General features: G+C 70.4%; 20 protein-coding genes. 6 read left to right on the plus strand and 14 right to left on the minus strand.

Annotated elements, in window-relative coordinates:
* Positions 1-48: 48 nt before the first annotated feature.
* Both QRX60_RS05735 and QRX60_RS05740 read right to left on the minus strand, forming a co-directional pair.
* Positions 49-960, minus strand: a complete 912-nt coding sequence (locus tag QRX60_RS05735; protein WP_285999753.1) for an alpha/beta fold hydrolase — start codon at positions 958-960, stop codon at positions 49-51.
* Positions 957-1,865 (minus strand): AurF N-oxygenase family protein, encoded by a 909-nt coding sequence (locus QRX60_RS05740; protein ID WP_285999754.1) that lies wholly within the window; start codon positions 1,863-1,865, stop codon positions 957-959. The genes QRX60_RS05735 and QRX60_RS05740 overlap by 4 nt, the downstream gene beginning before the upstream one ends.
* Before the next feature lie 54 nt (positions 1,866-1,919).
* Here QRX60_RS05740 and QRX60_RS05745 point away from each other — a divergent pair, with 54 nt between their 5' ends.
* Both QRX60_RS05745 and QRX60_RS05750 read left to right on the plus strand, forming a co-directional pair.
* Positions 1,920-2,696 (plus strand): TetR/AcrR family transcriptional regulator, encoded by a 777-nt coding sequence (locus QRX60_RS05745; protein ID WP_285999755.1) that lies wholly within the window; start codon positions 1,920-1,922, stop codon positions 2,694-2,696.
* Complete coding sequence (locus QRX60_RS05750) at positions 2,693-3,010, plus strand: DUF4873 domain-containing protein (RefSeq protein WP_285999756.1); 318 nt, start codon at positions 2,693-2,695, stop codon at positions 3,008-3,010. Before QRX60_RS05745 ends, QRX60_RS05750 begins: the two co-directional genes overlap by 4 nt.
* A 103-nt stretch (positions 3,011-3,113) precedes the next feature.
* Here QRX60_RS05750 and QRX60_RS05755 read toward each other — a convergent pair whose 3' ends face one another.
* From QRX60_RS05755 to QRX60_RS05765, 3 genes are all read right to left on the minus strand, one after another.
* Positions 3,114-3,569 (minus strand): pyridoxamine 5'-phosphate oxidase family protein, encoded by a 456-nt coding sequence (locus tag QRX60_RS05755; protein ID WP_285999757.1) that lies wholly within the window; start codon positions 3,567-3,569, stop codon positions 3,114-3,116.
* A gap of 195 nt (positions 3,570-3,764) precedes the next feature.
* Positions 3,765-3,995 (minus strand): DUF3107 domain-containing protein, encoded by a 231-nt coding sequence (locus QRX60_RS05760; protein ID WP_125307071.1) that lies wholly within the window; start codon positions 3,993-3,995, stop codon positions 3,765-3,767.
* A gap of 119 nt (positions 3,996-4,114) precedes the next feature.
* Entirely contained in the window at positions 4,115-4,768 is a 654-nt protein-coding gene (locus QRX60_RS05765; protein ID WP_285999758.1) for a ferritin-like fold-containing protein, read from the minus strand.
* Between the two features lie 416 nt (positions 4,769-5,184).
* Between QRX60_RS05765 and QRX60_RS05770 the strand changes: the two genes are divergently transcribed.
* Positions 5,185-6,786, plus strand: coding sequence for a DEAD/DEAH box helicase (locus tag QRX60_RS05770; RefSeq protein ID WP_286003511.1), 1,602 nt, complete (start codon positions 5,185-5,187; stop codon positions 6,784-6,786).
* 24 nt (positions 6,787-6,810) lie between these two features.
* Positions 6,811-8,133 (plus strand): Rv3212 family protein, encoded by a 1,323-nt coding sequence (locus tag QRX60_RS05775; protein WP_285999759.1) that lies wholly within the window; start codon positions 6,811-6,813, stop codon positions 8,131-8,133.
* Positions 8,134-8,204: 71 nt separating this feature from the next.
* Here the strand turns inward: QRX60_RS05775 and QRX60_RS05780 are convergent, their stop codons facing one another.
* The 7 genes from QRX60_RS05780 to QRX60_RS05810 form a co-directional block, all read right to left on the minus strand.
* The gene (locus QRX60_RS05780) at positions 8,205-8,918 is read right to left on the minus strand and encodes a hypothetical protein (RefSeq protein WP_285999760.1); all 714 of its coding nucleotides are present in this window, start codon (positions 8,916-8,918) and stop codon (positions 8,205-8,207) included.
* Positions 8,919-8,930: 12 nt separating this feature from the next.
* A complete protein-coding gene (locus tag QRX60_RS05785) occupies positions 8,931-9,782 on the minus strand; it encodes a RecB family exonuclease (RefSeq protein WP_286003512.1) in 852 nt (283 codons plus the stop codon).
* A 122-nt stretch (positions 9,783-9,904) separates the two neighbouring features.
* Positions 9,905-12,382, minus strand: coding sequence for an alpha-L-rhamnosidase-related protein (locus tag QRX60_RS05790; protein ID WP_285999761.1), 2,478 nt, complete (start codon positions 12,380-12,382; stop codon positions 9,905-9,907).
* 125 nt (positions 12,383-12,507) lie between these two features.
* Positions 12,508-13,137 (minus strand): MarC family protein, encoded by a 630-nt coding sequence (locus QRX60_RS05795; RefSeq protein ID WP_285999762.1) that lies wholly within the window; start codon positions 13,135-13,137, stop codon positions 12,508-12,510.
* A 1-nt stretch (position 13,138) separates the two neighbouring features.
* On the minus strand, positions 13,139-14,002 hold the full coding sequence (locus QRX60_RS05800; protein WP_408630209.1) for a PHP domain-containing protein: 864 nt from the start codon (positions 14,000-14,002) through the stop codon (positions 13,139-13,141).
* A gap of 48 nt (positions 14,003-14,050) precedes the next feature.
* Positions 14,051-14,611, minus strand: a complete 561-nt coding sequence (locus QRX60_RS05805; protein WP_285999764.1) for a PH domain-containing protein — start codon at positions 14,609-14,611, stop codon at positions 14,051-14,053.
* Positions 14,612-14,632: 21 nt separating this feature from the next.
* Entirely contained in the window at positions 14,633-14,797 is a 165-nt protein-coding gene (locus QRX60_RS05810; RefSeq protein ID WP_167379843.1) for a hypothetical protein, read from the minus strand.
* Between the two features lie 195 nt (positions 14,798-14,992).
* On the opposite strand from QRX60_RS05810, the gene QRX60_RS05815 reads away from it, so the two are divergent.
* Positions 14,993-15,406: an NUDIX hydrolase gene (locus QRX60_RS05815; protein ID WP_285999765.1), complete on the plus strand. Its 414-nt coding sequence runs from the start codon at positions 14,993-14,995 to the stop codon at positions 15,404-15,406.
* Positions 15,407-15,490: 84 nt separating this feature from the next.
* On the opposite strand, the gene QRX60_RS05820 is transcribed toward QRX60_RS05815, so the two are convergent.
* Both QRX60_RS05820 and QRX60_RS05825 read right to left on the minus strand, forming a co-directional pair.
* Positions 15,491-16,582 (minus strand): DUF2332 domain-containing protein, encoded by a 1,092-nt coding sequence (locus QRX60_RS05820; RefSeq protein WP_285999766.1) that lies wholly within the window; start codon positions 16,580-16,582, stop codon positions 15,491-15,493.
* Between the two features lie 7 nt (positions 16,583-16,589).
* Entirely contained in the window at positions 16,590-17,093 is a 504-nt protein-coding gene (locus tag QRX60_RS05825) for a MaoC family dehydratase (protein WP_285999767.1), read from the minus strand.
* Positions 17,094-17,409: 316 nt separating this feature from the next.
* Between QRX60_RS05825 and corA the strand changes: the two genes are divergently transcribed.
* Positions 17,410-18,492 carry a magnesium/cobalt transporter CorA gene (gene corA / locus QRX60_RS05830; RefSeq protein WP_285999768.1) on the plus strand — a complete coding sequence of 361 codons (1,083 nt, stop codon included), beginning with the start codon at positions 17,410-17,412 and terminating at the stop codon, positions 18,490-18,492.
* The last annotated feature ends 132 nt before the right edge of the window (positions 18,493-18,624 follow it).

An 18,624-nucleotide genomic window follows, 5' to 3' on the forward strand; every position in this document is an offset into this window, starting at 1 on the left:
GTCGCAAAGCGGAGCTTTCCCTAGGAAAGATGCATTGTTTACCGAGCGTCAACGAGTGGCGGCCGTGCGGACCAGGGTGCTGATGCGGCGGGCGACCTCGAACGGGCGCTCCTGCGGGAGCATGTGCCCCGCACCCGGGTAGCGGACGAACTCCGCGTGCGGCAGCTCGTCCGCGATCACCTTCGCGTGCGCCAGCGGGCAGAGCCGGTCCTTCTCCCCCGCCAGCACCACCGACGGCACGTCGCCCAGCGCACCCAGCCCGCCGACGCCGCGGTGGGCCGCGATCGCGTCCAGGAACAGCCCCGCGCTCGCCGGGTGCGCGCTCAGCAGCTGCTCGACGACGCTGTCCACCTGCGCCCGCCCCGGCCGGTCGCCGAACACCAGCCGGCGCGCCCCGGACCGGACCATTCCCGGTCGCAGCCGCAAGGTCTCGCTCCGCAGGCCGGCCAGCAGCTTCGCCAGCCGCGGCTCGAAGCGCGTCACGCTCCGCCCGGCCAGGCCCGGGAACCCGAGCGTCAGCCGGTCCATGTCCCCCGACGACGTCGCGACGAACGCCGCACCCGCGAGCCGGCCGGCCACCAGCGACGGGTGCCGTTCGGCGAGCACCATCAGCGTCATGCCGCCCATCGAGTGCCCGGCCAGCACCAGCGGCCCCTCGGGGACGCGGTCGGCGATCACCTCGGCCAGGTCGTCGGCCAGCCGCGCGATCGTCGCCGAGCCCGGGCGGGCGGGCGCCGAGCCGCCGTGGCCGCGCAGGTCGTAGCGCAGGACGCGCACGCCCGGGTCCAGGTGCGGCAGCACGAAGTCCCACGTCCGGTGGTCCTGCGTCCAGCCGTGGACGAGCACCAGCGTCACCGCCGAATCGGCGGGACCGGACTGCGCGACGTGCAGCGCGGCGCCGTCGCTCGTGACGAACCGGTGCTCGATCGAGGGGTCGCGCAGCCGCGACGCGGTCGTCATCGGCCCGCCGGGAGCAGGAACGACTTGCGCCAGAAGTACTTCCCGGGCAGCCCGACCAGGCCGGACTCCTCGAGGAACGGCATGATCTTCTCCCCCGCCCACGCGATCGTCCCCTGCCAGTGCGGGTTGTTCAGCGCCGCCTCGACGCCGTCGCGCGGCCGGATGCCGACCGCCTTGTAGACGTTCGGGTTGATGAACGCCCGCGTCACGAAGTACGAGATGAGCGCGATGACGAACTGCTGGTAGCCGATCTCGGCCTTCGACAGCTTCGCCATGCCGCGCGTGACCTCTTCGCGGGCGAAGGTGACGTGCCGCGCCTCCTCCAGCACGTGGATCCGGTTGACCATCCGGACCAGCGGCTGGACGCCTTCGTCGTTCATCTGCTCGCGCTGCAGCCGGTCCAGGACCTCCTCGGCGACCAGGATCGCGCCGTAGCGCGCCGGGCCGTAGGAGATCGTCGGCATCAGCTTCGCCAGCTTCCGCAGCCACGGCACCGGGCCGTAGGCGGGGCAGCCGATCCGCGACGCCATCCGCGCGAACATCGTCGAGTGCCGGCACTCGTCGGCGATCTCGGTGAGGGCGAACTGCGCGTGCGCGGACGTCGGGTCCTGCTCGTAGACCTCCTTGAGCAGCATCTGCATCAGGAGGATTTCGAACCACAGTCCGGTAGTCGCGACGCTCGCTACCTCGTGCTTGCCCAGCTCGATGCGCTGCTCGGGGGTCAGCCTGTCCCAGAGTTCGGTGCCGTAGAGCGAGGAGCGCTCATCGAGGATGAAACGCTTGCCCTCGACCAGGGGCGCCGTCCAGTCGATGTCGACGTCGGGGTCGTAGAACTTGTTCGCCGACGACTTGAGCAGGCGCTCCGCGGTCTTCTCGCGATCCGGTTCCTTCAGCGTCCGCGTCATCGCCGACACCCCTTCCACAACATGTAACTTGAGGTAACAGTTACCTCTGGTAGCATGAGCCCCGTGATCGAACGTGTCAAGCGCTCCGGCAAGCAGTCCAGGTCGTCCTCGCGCGACGAGGAGGCGACCGGCGACGCCCGGCGCGACCGCTGGCGCAAGCACCGGATCGCGCGGCGCAAGGAGTTCGTCGAGGCCGCGCTGCGGGCGCTCGACACGCACGGCCCGGACCTCGGCATGGAGGACGTCGCCGCGGAGGCGGGCGTCACGAAACCGGTGCTGTACCGGCACTTCGACGACAAGGCCGACCTCTACGTGGCCCTCGGCCAGCGCGGCACGGAGATCCTCTTCGAGCGGCTGATCCCGGCGATCAACGCCGAGCTCGCGCCGGTCCCGCGGATCCGGATGGCCCTCGACGCGTTCTTCACGGTGATCGAGGAGCACCCGAACCTGTACCGGCTGCTGGCGCACGGGCGGCCGGAGAAGCCGGTGTCGTCGGACGTCGTGGCCGAGGACAAGGAACTGATCGCGACGGCGCTGACGGCGCTGCTGGGCGACTACATGCGGATGTTCAACATGGACTCCGGCGCGGCCGAGCCGTGGGCGCACGGCATCGTCGGCATGGTCCAGAACACCGGCGAATGGTGGCTGGACCGCCGCTCGATGGGCCGCGACGCGGTCGTCGAGTACCTGACGCAGATCATCTGGGCGGCGATCGACGGGCTGACCCGCCAGAACGGCGTGATCATCGACCCGAACCTGCCCCTGGAAGCCAACAAGGTGGTCCAGCTGGGCCGCGCGGACACGGCGGATTCGCTGAAGGAGACGTCATGAGCGAGCACGACGAAGACGGCTACAGCGGAGCGGCGACGCTGGTGGTCGACGGGGTTTCGCTGACGACGACGGTCGAGCTGCGCGGCTACTTCCAGCCGATCGACGGCTTCTACCGCTGGTACGGCCGGGTCGCGGTGAACGAGGAGCTGACGCGGCTGGCCGGCGGGAAGAAGAAGCCGGTCTCGATCCAGGCCGGCGAGTACACGGCGACCGGGGAGCTGTCGGACCCGGACCCGTGGGGCCGGTACCGGATCACGGGCACGAGCACCCCGCCGTTCCACGTCCCCACGACACTGGAAGAACTCAACGCCTGAAACGCCGTGAAGGCCTCCTTACCGGCCATAAGAGCCGGTAAGGAGGCCTTCACGGACTTCGGAACCGGTCCGGCCACCCCGCGCGGTGGCCGGACCGGCCGGCTCAGGGCAGGCGCGGGCCGGGCAGTTCGCGCCCGGGCAGCCAGCCGTTCGGGATGTCGGTCGCCCGCCACTTGCGCACGCTCAGCCGGACCGCCGTCACCGGCGCGTCGAGGAACGGCGCGGCCTCCGGCACCTTCGCCACCAGGAGCGAGCGCACCAGCGGGTCGTCGCCGGCCGGGACGATCTCGGCGAGGGCCTGGGCCTGCAGGAACGGCTGCATCGGCGAGCCCGTCGACACCACCACCGAGACGACCGGGTTCTCGCGGACCGCGGCCAGCGTGCGTCCCCGGTTCTCGAGCACCAGGTTCAGCGTGAACGGCCCGGTTTCCGCGAAGTACACCCCGCCGACCCACGGGCCGTCGCTGCCCGACGTCGCGAGGAACATCGACTTGTGCGCGGAGAGGGTGTTCCGCACGAGATCCGCCACGTCGCCGGCCATCGGCTCGACAGTGGTCATCCTGGTTGCTCCCGGAGTGTCCGTCCGGGCCACGTGGCGCCGGATCGCCAGCCGAAGTTAGGCGGCGCATTCGCGACACACCAAGGAGAACCGACCGATCCGGTGAACCCGGTCACCGGATCGAAAACCGGGTCCCCGGAACGCGCAAAAGCCACCCCAGGAAAGTCCCGGGGTGGCTTTGCCGGACTCGAAGAGTCAGTCGCCGACGCCGAAGCCGACCTTGCGGACGTCGGACGGGGCGATCTCGACGTACGCGATGCGGTCGGAGGGGACGATGTACTTGCGCCCCTTCTCGTCGCTGATGCGGAAGAGCCCGTCACCGGCCGTCAGGGCCTCGGCGACCAGCTTCTCCACCTCTTCGGGAGACTGGCCACTGGACACCACCAGCTCGCGCGGCGTGTCCTTGATGCCGATCTTGACCTCCACGTGGGACCTCCGCTGAAAATTCGTAAGGGATGTGCCGGCCAAGGCTAACCGAACCGGCTCGTTCCGGTGGCGCATGTCCGCGCCCGACCGCGTCGTCACTTCCGGGTACTCCATCGGGATCAGCCCAGGCCGAGCGCCTGCATGCGCTTCGTGTGCCCCTGTTGCAACCGCCGGAACAGCGCGGCAATTCCGGAGAGGTCGCCCGAACCGCCGACGATGAGCTCGGCCAGCCCGTCGCGCTCGGCGACGACGTACTGGGCCTGGGTCAGTGCCTCCCCGAGCAGGCGGCGACCCCACAGGGCGAGCTTGTCGCGGGTCTTGGGGTCGGCCTCGATGCCGGCCGCGACCTCGCGTTCGGCGAAGGCGGAGTGGCCGGTGTCGGCGAGCACGGTGAGCACGAGGTCCTTGGTCTCCGGATCGAGCCAGCTGGCGATCTCACGGTAGAGGTCGGCGGCCAGCCCGTCGCCGACGTAGGCCTTGACCAGCGACTCCAGCCACGACTTCGGCGGCGTCGAAGCGTGCCAGGCGTCGACCTGGGCCACGAACGGCGCCATCGCGTCTTCGATCTTGACGCCGTGCGCGGCCAGGTGCTGGGCGAGCAGGCCGTAGTGACCGATCTCCGCGGCCGCCATCTGCGCCAGCGCGGCCCGCCCGGCCAGGGTGGGGGCACTGCGCGCGTCTTCGGCCATCCGGTCGAACGCGGACAGTTCGAGGTAGGCGATCACACCCAGAAGGTCGACTACGCCTTCTGAGATCTCTTTCGGCTCGGTCACGGGGGCAGGGTATCGCCGAAGCGCCCGGGCGTGTCGGGACGAGACCGATCACACGGGTTCCGGCGTGCCGGGTACTGTCGAAAAACTGCTGACCAGGTACACTGCGTTTGATATCGAAGCTTCCGTACGTCATACCGGCGTCGGGAAACAGGCAGGTCACGTGGCTTGCCGACGTACTGCAATGTGCGTGCACGCCTCTTCCGGCATTCCCGGGACGGACCGGTTCCGCGCTTCAGATCAGCGCCAGGGACCAGGGTTTACTCCCGGTCGAGTGTCGAGCGGACCCAGGGCTGTGCGCGCTGGTCACGAGAGAGGCGATCACCCTGACCGCAGAAATTCCCACAACCGAACAGCCCCCCGCCGTCGCGCTGGAACACAGCGAGACCGGCCCGGCCGCGCTCGACACCTCGCACCCGCTGCAGGCGGGCGTCGAGGTCGAGCCCGAAGCCCCGACCTTCGCGTCCTTCGGCGTCAAGCCGGAGATCGTCAAGGCCCTCGGCGAGGCCGGCATCGAGCGCACCTTCGCGATCCAGGAGCTCACGCTGCCGCTGGCGATGGCCGGCGACGACCTCATCGGCCAGGCCCGCACCGGCATGGGCAAGACGCTGGGCTTCGGCGTCCCGCTGCTGCACCGCGTGGAGGTCCCCGGCGACGGCACCCCGCAGGTGCTGGTCGTGGTGCCGACCCGCGAGCTGTGCATCCAGGTCGCCAACGACCTCAAGGGCGCCGGCAAGCACCTCGGCATCCGCACCCTGGCCATCTACGGCGGCCGCCCCTACGAGCCGCAGATCGAAGCGCTCCGCAAGGGCATCGACGTCGTGATCGGCACCCCGGGGCGCCTGCTCGACCTGGCGGAGCAGAAGCACCTGGTGCTCGGCAAGGTCCGCGGCCTGGTGCTCGACGAGGCCGACGAGATGCTCGACCTGGGCTTCCTGCCCGACATCGAGCGCATCCTGCGGATGGTGCCGGACAAGCGCCAGACGATGCTCTTCTCGGCCACCATGCCGGGCCCGATCATCACGCTGGCCCGCACGTTCCTGAACCAGCCGACGCACATCCGCGCCGAGGAAAACGACGCGAGCGCGATCCACGAGCGCACCACCCAGTTCGTCTACCGGGCGCACTCGATGGACAAGCCCGAGGTCATCGCCCGGATCCTGCAGGCGGCCGACCGCGGCCTCACGATGATCTTCAGCCGCACCAAGCGCACCGCGCAGAAGGTGGCCGACGATCTGGTCGAGCGCGGCTTCGCGGCCGCCGCCGTGCACGGTGACCTGGGCCAGGGCGCCCGCGAGCAGGCCCTGCGCGCGTTCCGCTCCGGCAAGGTCGACGTGCTGGTCGCGACCGACGTCGCCGCCCGCGGCATCGACATCGACGACGTCACGCACGTGATCAACTACCAGTGCCCGGACGACGAGAAGACCTACGTCCACCGCATCGGCCGCACCGGCCGCGCGGGCCGCACCGGTGTCGCGGTCACCCTCGTCGACTGGGACGAGATGCCGCGCTGGAAGCTGATTTCGGACACCCTGGGCCTCGACAAGCCGGAGCCGGTGGAGACGTACTCGTCGTCGCCGCACCTGTACGCCGACCTGGGCATCCCGGAGGGCACGACCGGGCGGCTGCCGCTGGGCAAGCGCACCCGCGCCGGCCTGGGCGCCGAGGTGGAAGAGGACCTGGGCGGCAAGCGCCGCGGCCCGCGTGGCCGGGGCAAGGCCGACGACGCCTCCTCGGAAGAGGCGCCGCGCAAGCGCAACCGCACCCCGCGCAAGCGGACCCGCGGTGGTTCGCGGGCGGCCGAAGCGATCGAGGCCGCGGACAACGCGGCGGCTTCTTCGGACGACGCTCCTGCCTCGGAGGGACGCACCCGGACGCGTCGCCGCACCCGCGGCACCGCGCCGGAAGCGACCGGCCCGGCCACCGAGAAGGAGGCCGGCGACAACGCCGAGCGCCCGGCTCGGCGGCGCCGCCGTCGCCGCCCCGCCGCGACGTCTGATACACCTGCGTCGGCAGACTGAACCTGAACGCGGGGGTCCGGGCACGTGAGCGACGTCGAGAAGGCGCCTGAAAACGCGCCTGAAGAGACCCCTGACTACGGTTCCGAGGACGTCCTCGAGGACGTCGAAAGCACTCCGCCCGCCCCGCGGGTCAAGGCGCGTCGTTCGCCTTGGAACCGCGGGCGGGACCGGGTGATCGCCGCGCTGGTCGCGGTCGCCGCGATCGCCGTCGCGCTGGTCATCGGCGTGACGAGCGACAGCGCGGCCACCGACCGGACCGAAGCGGCGCCACCCCCGCCGTTGCCCGCGGCGCCGGACAAGGTGCCCGGCTCGCTGGCCGAGCTGTGGAGCGCCCGCAGCGGCGCGACGCCGGTCCCGGTGGTGGCGGGCGACGCGGTGGCGACGGCGGACGGTGGCGAGGTCGCCGCCCGCGACCCGCTGACCGGGCAGGTCCGCTGGCACTACACGCGTGACCTGCCGTTGTGCACGATGAACGAGACGTGGGGGCGGCTGAACGCCGTCTACCACAAGACCGAGAACTGCAGCGAGGTCACGCAGCTCGACCCGGGCACCGGGCGGATCACGGCGCAGCGCAACGGCAACGCGGAGCTGGGCACGCAGCTGGTCGGCGACGGCTCGCACGTGACCGCGACGGGCAAGAAGCTGCTGACGACGTGGCGCGACGACCTGGTGCAGAGCGCCGAGTACGGCCAGGTCCCGGCCCTGGTCAACGCGGGCAAGCAGCCCCGCACGGGCTGCACGTACGGCACGGTCGCGGCGGCGTCGGGCAAGGTCGGCGTGATCGAGCGCTGCCCGGGCGACCCGGCCGACCGCCTGACGGTGTACAAGGCGGCGCCGGAGAAGGACGACGAGCCGTCGGTGGCGTTCAGCAGCGTGCTGGCGGGCAAGCGAGCTCGCGTGATCGCGATGTCCGGCGACCTGACAGCGGTGGTGCTGCCGGACCAGAAGCTGCTGGTGATCTACAACGGCGACGGTTCGCAGCGCGCGGCGTACCCGCTGGACGTGCCGGCCGCCGATCTGGCCCAGGACCCGGCGAGCGGTGTCGAGGCGACGACCCAGACCACGCAGAACATATACTGGTTCAGCGGGTCGAAGGTGCTGGCGCTGTCCCGCGACGACCTTTCGCCGCGGTGGACGCTGAGCAGCGCGTCCGGCCCCGGGATCCTCTTCGCGCAGCAGCTGGTGGTCCCGATCAAGGGCGGCCTGGCGGTGCTGAACGAGAACGACGGCTCGACGATCCGCACGGTCGGCGTGGACCGCCGTGGCTACGCCGGGGTGGTCCGCCTGGGCGCGGCGGGCCCGGTACTGCTGGAAGAGCGCGGCGACACGCTGACGGCTCTGAAGTAACCACGGCGTGTCGTCCCGGCAATCACGCGTGACGACCTCCCCATCACGCGACCGACTACTTCGCTTCGGGCTCAGGTGAGCCAGAAGAGGGTCAGGGCCGAGACGGTGAACAGCACCACGGCCACGCCCGCGCCCACGGCCGGGGCACCGTTGCGGCGGTCCGCGACGCGCTGAGCCAGAATCGCCAAGATCGCCGCCAGCGGGTGGCCGATCAGGAGCGCCGCGCCCGGGCCCGGTGCGCCGGTGTACAGGTCGATCCCCGCCACCGCGAGGACTCCGATCGCCAGGACCGCGAGGCCGGCCGCGAGGGAGCCCGTGAATCCGCGCCACCAGCGGCCGCCCTGCTTCGCCGGTTCGGCCGGTTCGCTCGCGCTGGGGTCGGGATCGGGGTCGGCCGAAGAGGTTTCGGCCGGCTCGAGGCGCTCGGGTTCGACACGTTCTTGGGGGGCGGTGTCCGCCTCGGCCAGGCCAGGTTCGGCAGCCAGCGGTTCGGTCTGCTGCTGCGAAACCGTCCCCGCTTCGGCCACGCCGGATCCGGCAGCCAACGGCTCAGTCTGCTGCGAAACCGTCCCCACCTCGGCCACGCCAGATTCGGCAGCCGGCGGCTCAGTCTGCCGCGAAGCTCTCTCCCCCTCGGCCACACCGCGGCCAGCCACCGGCTCGGCCCGCTCCGCCGTGCGCGCCTCGGGCCCACCTGATCCGGCCGGGGCCGCGGCTTTCTCGGCTTTCGGCGCGCCGGCGGGCAGGGGCAGCGTTGCCAGTTCGTCGGTGTCCGGTGAAGCCACTTTCCCTCCCTGTCAGGGCGCGAGCAGGTCCCACGGCTGCATCTGCGGGGCCGCTTCCTGCCCCTCTTTGCAGCTCGGCCTGAAGTCGCACCAGGCGCAACGGCGGTCCGGGCGAGCGGGGAACAGCACGTCTTCGTCACCGCCCGCCTCCAGGGTATCCGTGGCCAGCCGGAGGTCTCCGGCGGTCTCGTCGGCGCGTTGCAGGTGCCTCCGCAAGCTCTCCGGCGTGTGCTCGGCCGCCGCGATCGTGCCGGTCGGGAGGTGGTGCAGCTCCACCGTCGTGCACGGCATCCGCAGCGTCCGCGCCGCCGCCACCGCGTACAGCGCCAGCGCCTGCGACGCGCGGGCCTCGTACTCGTCCGGCGGCCGGCGTCCCGTCTTGTAGTCCACGATCACGAGGGAGCCGTCACGGGCGTCGATCCGGTCCGCGCGGCCCTCGATGATCATCGACGGCCGCTCCCCCGGCTCCGGGCTGACCGGCGCCGACACCCACCGCTCGAGCCCGACCGGGTCGTGGCTGACGTCGTTGTCCTCGACGTAGTCCGCCACCCACCCCTTGGCCCGCGCCCGGTAGCGCGCCGCCTGCTCCTCGCTCTCGAAGCCCGCGTCCTTCCAGAACTCCGCCACCAGCGCCACCGCCCGCTGCGGCACCCGCTTGAGCACCGGCAGGTCGAACAACGCCCGCAGCGCGTTGTGCACCACCGCGCCGAGCGTGCTGTGCGCCCACGGCCCCGTGCGCTGCGGGGTCGGCCGTTCGAGGTACGCGAGCCGGTACCGGCGCGGGCAGTCGTCGAAGGTGGCCAGCCGCGCCGGCGACACCTTCGTGAGCCGCACCGGTTGCGCGACGCCGAAGTCGAACCCCATCTGCTCCTTCACGGCGCCCACGCTACGCACCACCACCGACACTTTCCGCGCCGGACCCGGAAGTCCGTGAATGGCACATTGAGGGACTCTGAGTCCCTCAATGTGCCATTCACGGACCTTCGCTAGCGCACCACCAGGACCGTGTGCGTTCCGGAGCCGACCGGCAGCGAGCCACCGGCCGCGGCCCGCGTCGGCCGCCCGTCGAGCAGCACCAGCTTTCCGGCCGGGACCACCAGCGAGCCGGATGTCCCCCGCGGAGCCGTCACCGTCAGCGAAAACACCGAACCCTGCTGAGTCCACGAAGCCGACAACGCGCCCTTCGGCGTCGGCACCGCTCCGCGCGCCCACGAAACGGAACCCGGGTGCGGCGAAACCGTCCACGTCGCGAAGCCCGGCGAGGTCGGCGAGACACCCAGCAACTCGTTCGTCAAAGCAGGCACGACGCCGGTCGACCAGCCGTGCGCGGCCGACGTGTACCCCTGCTCGTAGTGCGAGCCGCCGTCGCCGATGCCTTCCCACGCCGTGATCCCCGGGTCGTGCGTGGTCATCCAGCCGTACATCCGCTTGATCTGGTCGATCGCCGACGCCGCCTGCCCGGTCCGGAACCGCGCCTGGATCTCCGGGAACGACGTGAACGCGTACACGCGCTTCGTCCCGTCGGAGACGAGAGTGTCGTTGTCCATGAAGGGATTCCCGTAGGGCAACGCCCCGGCCGCGAGCCGCGCCAGCGCGGAAGTGGCCTGCGACGGCGAAGCGATGCCGGCCACGATCGCCTGGCTGTTGCCGTCCTGGCCGTGGCGGACCGCGCCCGTCCCCGAGTCGAGGTAAGCCCCCGCCGCCGGGTCCCACAGGTACTGGTTCACCGCCGCCGCGACGCCTGAGGCGCGCGAAAGCCACCGATCCGCGTCAGCAGCGTGGCCCGTCGCCCGCGCCAGGCCCGCCGCGCCCTGCAGCGCCCGGACGTACAACGCGTTGTAGTACGTCACTTCGCCCGTACGCGGCAGGAACGCGTAGTCGCCGTAGCCGCTGGTGCCGTTGAGCCCCTTCGCGAGCAACCCGCGCGAATCGGTGACCGACGGATACCACGCGTCAAGCGTCTTCACGAGGTGCGAGTAGTACGAAGCCGCGTACGCGGTGTCGCCCGTGTAGAGCACGTAGTCCCAGCTCGACGTCACCCACCAGAGCGGATAGTCGAACAGCGGCAGCGTGTAGTTGTTGATCGACGCGGGCGGGATCCAGCCGTCCGCCCGCTGGTGGTCGGCCAGATCGGCGAGGACGTTGCGAGCCGCGGTGCCGTCCTGGTGGGTCAGGTATTCGGTCAGCCCGGACACCGCGACGTCGCCGACGTACGGGTCCCGGTCCCGCTTCGCGCCGTCGTGCAGCACCAGTTTCCCGTCCAGCGAGGGCGAGAACGCGCCGCGCGGGTCCACATCGGACTCGCGGAACGTGTCCATGCCCAGCTCGTTCGTGTAGGACGCGGCGTACCAGTACTGGTTGAGCTGCTCGTCGGACGACTCGAACCAGCCGCGGTAGCTGCCCGGCGTGCCGAGGAACGGCGTGAAGTCGAGCGAGACACCGCTGATGCGCACCTCACCGGAAGGCTGGGCCAGCGGCGCGTCCGACGCGAGCGCGTCGAGGCTGATCCGCAGGTAGCGGAAGCCGTGCAGGCCGTCCGCGCACACCTGTGTGCCGCTTTGGCAGCCCTTCGTGTCCCGCCAGACCGTCGGCGTCGCCGGCACGGCGTACTGGTCGCTCCCCGGCCCGCCGGAGAAGTCCGACCGCGTGAAGTCGGAGCGTTCGCCCAGGTACTGCTGGGTTTCCGAGAACGACAGCCGGACGCCCGGCCGGTTCGCCGACGCGCCCGCGAAGGCGATCTTCGGATACCCGGCGACGACCTTGCCGAAGTCCACCACCGCGACCGGCACCGGCGGATCGGCGACCAGGCCGGGCCAGACCTCGTTGACGCGGCTGAACTCGCCCGACGGTGTGTTCTGCGCCTTCGTCACGGTGATCCGGACCTGCGCGGTCGTCACCGGCCGGTCGAACGCGACAGCGCGCTGGACGGCGGTGTTGCCGCTCACCGAAGCCGCGACGCGCCACGCGCCGGCGTCCAGCACCTCCACGGTGTAGTCCTGCGGCACACCGTCCACACTGGACAGAACCGTGACGCCGGGGAGCGCGACCGGCGTGGCCGAGGTGATGGTCAGGACGTCCGGGTAGGCGCCGATCGTGTCGTCGTTCCAGAAGGTGTCCGGGTTGCCGTCGACGGCGTTGCCGGGCGCGTACGTCCGCGGCTGGCCGTTCCCGCCGTTGTTCGGCGCGTGGAACGACGACGCGTCCGCGGTGGTCCCCGCGGGCCAGGCCGGTTTCGGCGGCGGCGCCTGCCGCTTGAACGTCGTGACGCCCCGCCCGAGCAGGCCGTCCGGGTTCGTGACGTCGCCGGTGGTCGACAGCACCTTCACCGGCCGCACGTCCCGGCTCGACGGCGCGACGACGTACTTGTGCCAGCTCGGGCCGGGCAGGGCGGTCGCCGCCGGCGCCGCGATCACCCCGCTCGCCACCAGGACCGTGACCGGCAGGATTGCTCTGAGCCACTTCATCGAGGCCTCCGCAAGGCGTTTGAATCGTTTCAACCGCTGGGTTGGGATCCAATCTGCGCGAGGCGTGCCAACGATGTCAACGAAGCCGGCGGTTCCTGTCCGGCAGGACAACCCGAAAGGCGGGGTCAGCTGCCGCCGGCGATGAAGCCGCGCACGGAGTTCGCGACGAGCTCCACGGCGATGGCCGCGAGCAGCAGACCGGCCACCTTGGCCAGCAGCGTGATGCCGCTTTCCTTGATCAGCCGGATGACCACGCCGGAGTACCGCATGCAGATGTAGATGACGAAGTGGGTCATCACGATCGCCAGCGCCAGCGCGATGTACGCGCCGACGTGGCCGTCGGCCTGCCGGACGAACACGATGGTCGCGGCGATCGCGCCGGGCCCGGCCAGCAGCGGCGTGCCGAGCGGCACGAGGGCGACGTTGACGTCCTCGCCGGCCGCCTCGGGCTCGTGCCCGCCGCCGGTGAGCAGCTGCAGCGCGATGAGCAGGAGCAGCAGGCCGCCGGCGCCCTGGAGCGCGGGGATGCCGATGCCGAGGTAGGCCAGGATCGCCTGGCCGGCGACCGCGAACAGGCTGATGACCAGCAACGACACCAGGACGGCCTGCCGGGCGGCACGTGCCCGCGTCGCCACCGGCTTGCGGCCGACCAGGCTGAGGAACACCGGCACCGTGCCGGGCGGGTCCATGATGACGACCAGGGTGATCGTCGCGCTCATGAAGAGCTTCGCGTCGAAGAAGTCGGCGATCGCCATCTCAGCCCTTCACGACCTGAAACCCCGTCGCACGCGAAGTGAGTTCCTCGAACTGCCCGGGGTCGGTGGTGCATTCGCCGAGCGCGATCGTCTTGTTGGTGCCGTGGTAGTCGCTGGACCCGGTGACGAGCAGGCCGAGCTCGCCGGCCAGCGCGCGGGTGCGGGCCCGCGTCGGCGCGTCGTGGTTCGGGTGGTCGGCCTCGACGCCGGTGAGCCCGCGCGCGGCCAGCTCGGCGAGGGTGTCCTCGCTGATGGTGGCACCGCGGCTGAAGGCGAAGGGGTGCGCGACGACCGTGACGCCCCCGGCCGCGGCGATCATGTCAATGGCTTCCTCGACCGGCGTGTCGCGGCGGGCGACGTAGTAGCCGCGGCGTGGGCTGAGGTAGTCGGCGAAGGCCTCGTCGACGGACTTGACCAGCCCGGCCCGGACCAGCGCCTGGGCCAGGTGCGGGCGCCCGGGCGGGGAGTCCTCGGGGAGCAGGCCGAAGATCTCGTCGGCGTCGACCGGGAGGCCGTCGGCGGCCATCCGCTCGGCCATCCGGCGCAGCCGCGTGCGGCGCTCGACGCGCAGCCGGGTCTGCTCGGTGACGACGGGCTCGGACGTCGGGTCGAAGAGGTAGGCCAGCAGGTGGACGCTGATCTGGCGGCCGGTCTCGGGGTCGATCGAGACGGTGGAGAGCTCGGCGCCGGGGACCAGCGTCAGCCCTGGTGGGATGGCCGCGGTGGCCGGGGCCCAGCCCGCGGTGGTGTCGTGGTCGGTGATCGCGACGGCGTCGAGCCCGGCTCTCGCGGCCGCGGCGACGAGCCCGGCCGGCGTGTCGGTGCCGTCGGAAGCGGTGGAATGGGCGTGCAGGTCGATGCGCATCGTGTCCATTGTCGACGATGCGCTACGTCACACGTGCGGCGGGAGGACTCAGCCGACGGGCTTCTTGCCGCGGGCGGCCCGCTGGGCCTTGATCATCGAGAAGCGCTCGGCCTGCTTCTGCTTGTCGCCGAAGACCAGCTCCGAGATCGTGTCGTAGAACTCTTCGGGCCGCGGCAGGTAGTCGATGCGGTTGAGGGCCTGGATCTGGCCGGCCGACTCGACGACCATCGTCCCGTAGCCCATCATGCGCCCGGTGGCGGTGCGCACGTAGCTGAGGTCGGTGACCTTGCTGATGGGCATCATCAGCACCTTGGTCGTGAACACCCCGGTGGTCATGACGAACCGCTTGTCGGTGACCACCAGCCGCTCGACCCACCACTCCATCACCACGTAGGCGAACCGCAGGACGACGAGCAGCGCGACGTACCAGAGGATGTTCTGGCCGATGTACAGCGCCGGTGGCAGCAGGTAGGACACCAGGACGCAGACGGCCAGCAGCGCGGCCGCTTCGAAGGTGTCCCACAGCAGCACCGCCCAGTGGCGGCGGATCCGGATGACCCGTCGCTCGGTGTCGAGGAGGTACTCGTCGGGGTCGCGAGGCGCGAACATGGTTCGAGGGTAGCCCCGCGATCAGCCCTTGAACACGTTGCTGACGAAGGTGATCACCGATTCGGCCGAGCTGCGCAGGAAGTCGACGATGTTGCCGACAAGGCCCGCGGCCTGACCGGGCTGGGCAATGACGAAGAACAGCACCAACGCGATACCGGCGAGGCCCGCAATCTTCTTCACGTTCACCGCGATCAAATCCCGTCTCTTACGGTGACACCGGACAACAGTACAAATTCTGACTTTTACGTTGTACCGCACTGAACAGGCGCACGGGAGGTAAGTCCCGCGCTCGGGTCAGCGCGCGGTCCGAAGTGTACCGTATGGCTACTCTCCGTGTACAGGACATCCGTTTTCAAGTCGATCACGTCTACCCTTCGGGACATGGACGGCCTCACCAGCACCACGATCCGCTGCGTCGGCGGCATCGCGTTCGATCCAGCCGGCCGCTTGCTGCTCATCCGGCGGGCGAATGACCCCGGTTCGGGGCAATGGTCTCTGCCGGGTGGCCGAGTCGAACCGGGCGAAACGGACAAAGAGGCGGTCGTTCGGGAGCTTTTCGAGGAGACCGGGCTCGACGTGATTCCCGGCACATTGATCGGGACGGTGACCCGCGGGCCGTACGAAATCCACGACTACGCCTGCTCGGTGACGGGCGGGGCCCTCACGGCGGGTGACGACGCTTCGGAGGCGCGCTGGTCCGATGCGGCAGACCTGTCGGCCCTGGAGGCCGCGGGAGAACTGGTGGACCTCCTTTATGTCACGCTCCGCGACTGGAAAGCGCTACCTCGGGCTTGATAAGCGGCCGACCGGCGTGTTTTCGGGGTCGACACGCGTGATCGAGCGGCCGACACGCGTGATCGGAGGGTCGACACGGCCGGTTCACAGCGGCAGCCAGGTCATCCGCTGCCCGTGCGGTGCGGTCCGCGCCAAGGCGTGCGCCTCCGCCTTCCCGTCCTCCCACCGCACGACGCCCAGCGTCGCCAGGCCGTCGCCCACGAGGTCCGAGCGCCCGGGCAGCACCGTCTCGAGGCCGGCGCCGTAGAACTCCTCAGAGACCCACCACAGCGGCCGTGAGGCCGCCAGGTCGGCCAGCTTCGCGACGAACTCCGCACGCCGCTCGGCCGGGAAGTACGCCAGCGCGTGGCTCGTCACCACCACCAGCGGCCCGTCCAGCGTGGCGGCCGCGGAGCCGACGTCGTCGACGCCGTCCCCGGCGATGAGGCGAGGGCGGTGCTTCGCCTGCTCGGCCGCCGCCGTGCGCAGGAGCCTGATGCGGTCGGGCTGGTCGGCCCAGACGCACGCCTCCAGCCACGCCAGCTCGTCCTCGTCCGAGAGGTCCACCGGGGCCCGGTCGAGCCCGGCCCGGTCCGTGATCGCCAGCTTCTTCGGCAGCTTCGGCGCCACCGCGCCGGGAGCCAGGTCGAGCGCGCAGTGCAGCCCGACCGGGGTCTTCGCCGGCCCCGCCGTCAGCTGCTCGCCGCCGTCGCACTGGTAGCGGTAGCCGAAGCGGTCGAGGCCCAGCAGCAGCCCCGCGCTGCAGCCGACCTCCAGCAGCGCGACCTTGCCGCCCGCCTCCTTCGCCGCCCGCGCCACGCCCGGGTACAGCAGCGCCGCCCGGCGGACCTCGTTCGTCTGCGTGTACCGCGAGGAGATCAGGGCACGGGCCTTGTCCGCCCGCTCCAGCAGGAACGACCGGAACAGCGGCCAGGTCTCCGAATCGACGCCGTCGAAGCCGCCCAGCGACGGGTAGTACCGCGAAAGCGGGTGGATGGGGTCGGCCTGCACCAGCCGGTGTGCCGTCGCCATCAGCAGCGTCGCGCGCACCTCGCCGTCGCGGGCGGCCGACAGCAGGCCCGCCACGTCGTCGTCCGCCGCCGCCTGCAGCGCCAGGTGCTCGTACAGCGGCGAGACCCCGCGGGCCTCGACTTCCGCGAACGTGCGCAGTACGTCCTTGATCCGGTCCAGGTCCATCAGAGCCTCATTCGTGCGGCACCGGCCGGCCCGGTTGCTCCCCGCCCCGAGTTTCCCCGTAGGAGCGCTTCGGCACCATCACCTTCCGCCGGAAGGTGCACACGATCAGGCCATCCTGCTTGTAACCGCGCGTCTCGACGTACACGACGCCGCGGTCGTCCTTGGACTTCGACGGCGTCTTGTCCAGCACCTCGGTCTCGCCGTAGATGGTGTCGCCGTGGAAGGTCGGCTTGACGTGCTTGAGCGACTCGACCTCGAGGTTCGCGATGGCCTTGCCGGAGACGTCGGGCACGGACATGCCCAGCAGCAGCGAATAGATGTAGTTCCCCACCACGACGTTCTTGCCGAAGTCGGTCGTCTCTTCGGCGTAGTGCGAGTCCAGGTGCAGCGGGTGGTGGTTCATGGTGATCAGGCAGAACAGGTGGTCGTCGTACTCGGTGACCGTTTTGCCCGGCCAGTGCTTGTAGACCGCACCGACCTCGAACTCCTCGTAGTACCGACCGAACTGCACTCGTCTCTCCTGTTCGCGTAACACCGCGTGAGGCTGGTACGACACGCATCCGTAGTGAGGAGTACCCTCAACCATTGGTTCTCGCGCGTCAACGCGAGCCCCACCACTCTCCGCCCCGGCCCGAAGGAGGTGAGGAACCCCGATGAGTAGTGGCGATAGTCCGCTCCCTAGTAGTCCCAGCGTTCCCACCACACCCGCCGGCCGGCTCATCTCCTGGTAGGCCTTCACTCCCCGGGAACGCTGGTGCCGCCGGGCGGACGCGTTCCGCCCTGGTCAGTCGTCTCGCACGACCACGCACGACGCCCAGGAGATCCCCATGCCTGCCATTCCCTCGCTCGGCGGCCTTCGCGGCCGCGGCAACAAGGGCGCCGTCCCCGTCCGCCCGGTCCCGGTGCCGCTGTCCGCGTACGTCGTGGACTGCGCGGTGTACGTCGCGGGTGAGCGCCTGCCCGGCCGCTGGACGCACGTCGAAGCGATCAAAGAGGTCCGGAAGCGGCACGAGGGGTTCGTCTGGATCGGGCTGCACGAGCCCGACTCCGAGCAGATCCAGGGCATCGCGGAGACCTTCGGGCTGCACGAGCTGGCCGTCGAAGACGCCCTCGAGGCGCACCAGCGCCCGAAGCTGGAGCGCTACGACGACACGCTCTTCCTGGTGGTCAAGACCGTCCGGTACGTCGAGCACGAGTCTCCCACCACGGCGAACGAGATCGTCGAGACCGGCGAGCTCATGGTGTTCCTCGGCCGGGACTTCGTGATCACCGTCCGCCACGGGAACCACTCGGGCCTGGCGCGCCTGCGCCGCGAGCTCGACGAAGACGCCGAGCGCCTGCAGCTCGGCCCGGCCGCGGTCGTGCACGCGATCGCCGACCACGTCGTCGACCACTACCTCGACGTCACGGGCCGCATCGAGAACGACATCGACGTCATGGAGGCGCAGGTCTTCGCGCCCCGCTCGCAGGTCAGCGCCGAGCAGATCTACCTGATGAAGCGGGAGGTGCTGGAGCTGCGCCGGGCGGTGATGCCCCTGGCGACGCCGGTCCAGCGCCTGGCCGAGGGCTACACGCGGCTGGTGCCGGACGAGGTCCGCTCCTACTTCCGCGACGTCGCCGACCACCTCACGACCGTGTCCGAGCGGGTGGCGGCGTTCGACGAACTGCTGTCCACCCTGGTCGACGCGACGGTCGCGAAGATCTCCCTGCAGCAGAACACCGACATGCGCAAGATCACGTCGTGGGCGGCGATCATCACCGTGCCGACGATGATCGCGGGCATCTACGGGATGAACTTCGACTACCTGCCCGAGCTGCACTGGAAGTTCGGGTACCCGCTGGTGATCACGGTGATCCTGGCGATCTGCCTGTTGCTGTACCGAATATTCCGGAAGAACGGCTGGCTCTAGGTCCCCTGTTTCTTTCCCGCCGGAATCGGAGAATTCGTGATGCCCCGCATGCTGTCCAACCTCAAGTTCTGGGCGCTGGCGCTCAGCCTCGTCTGGATCTTCGTCATCACTTTCGTCATCGTCGCCGACCCG

The organism is Amycolatopsis mongoliensis (genome assembly GCF_030285665.1).
In the GTDB taxonomy this organism is placed as follows: Bacteria; Actinomycetota; Actinomycetes; order Mycobacteriales; family Pseudonocardiaceae; genus Amycolatopsis; species Amycolatopsis mongoliensis.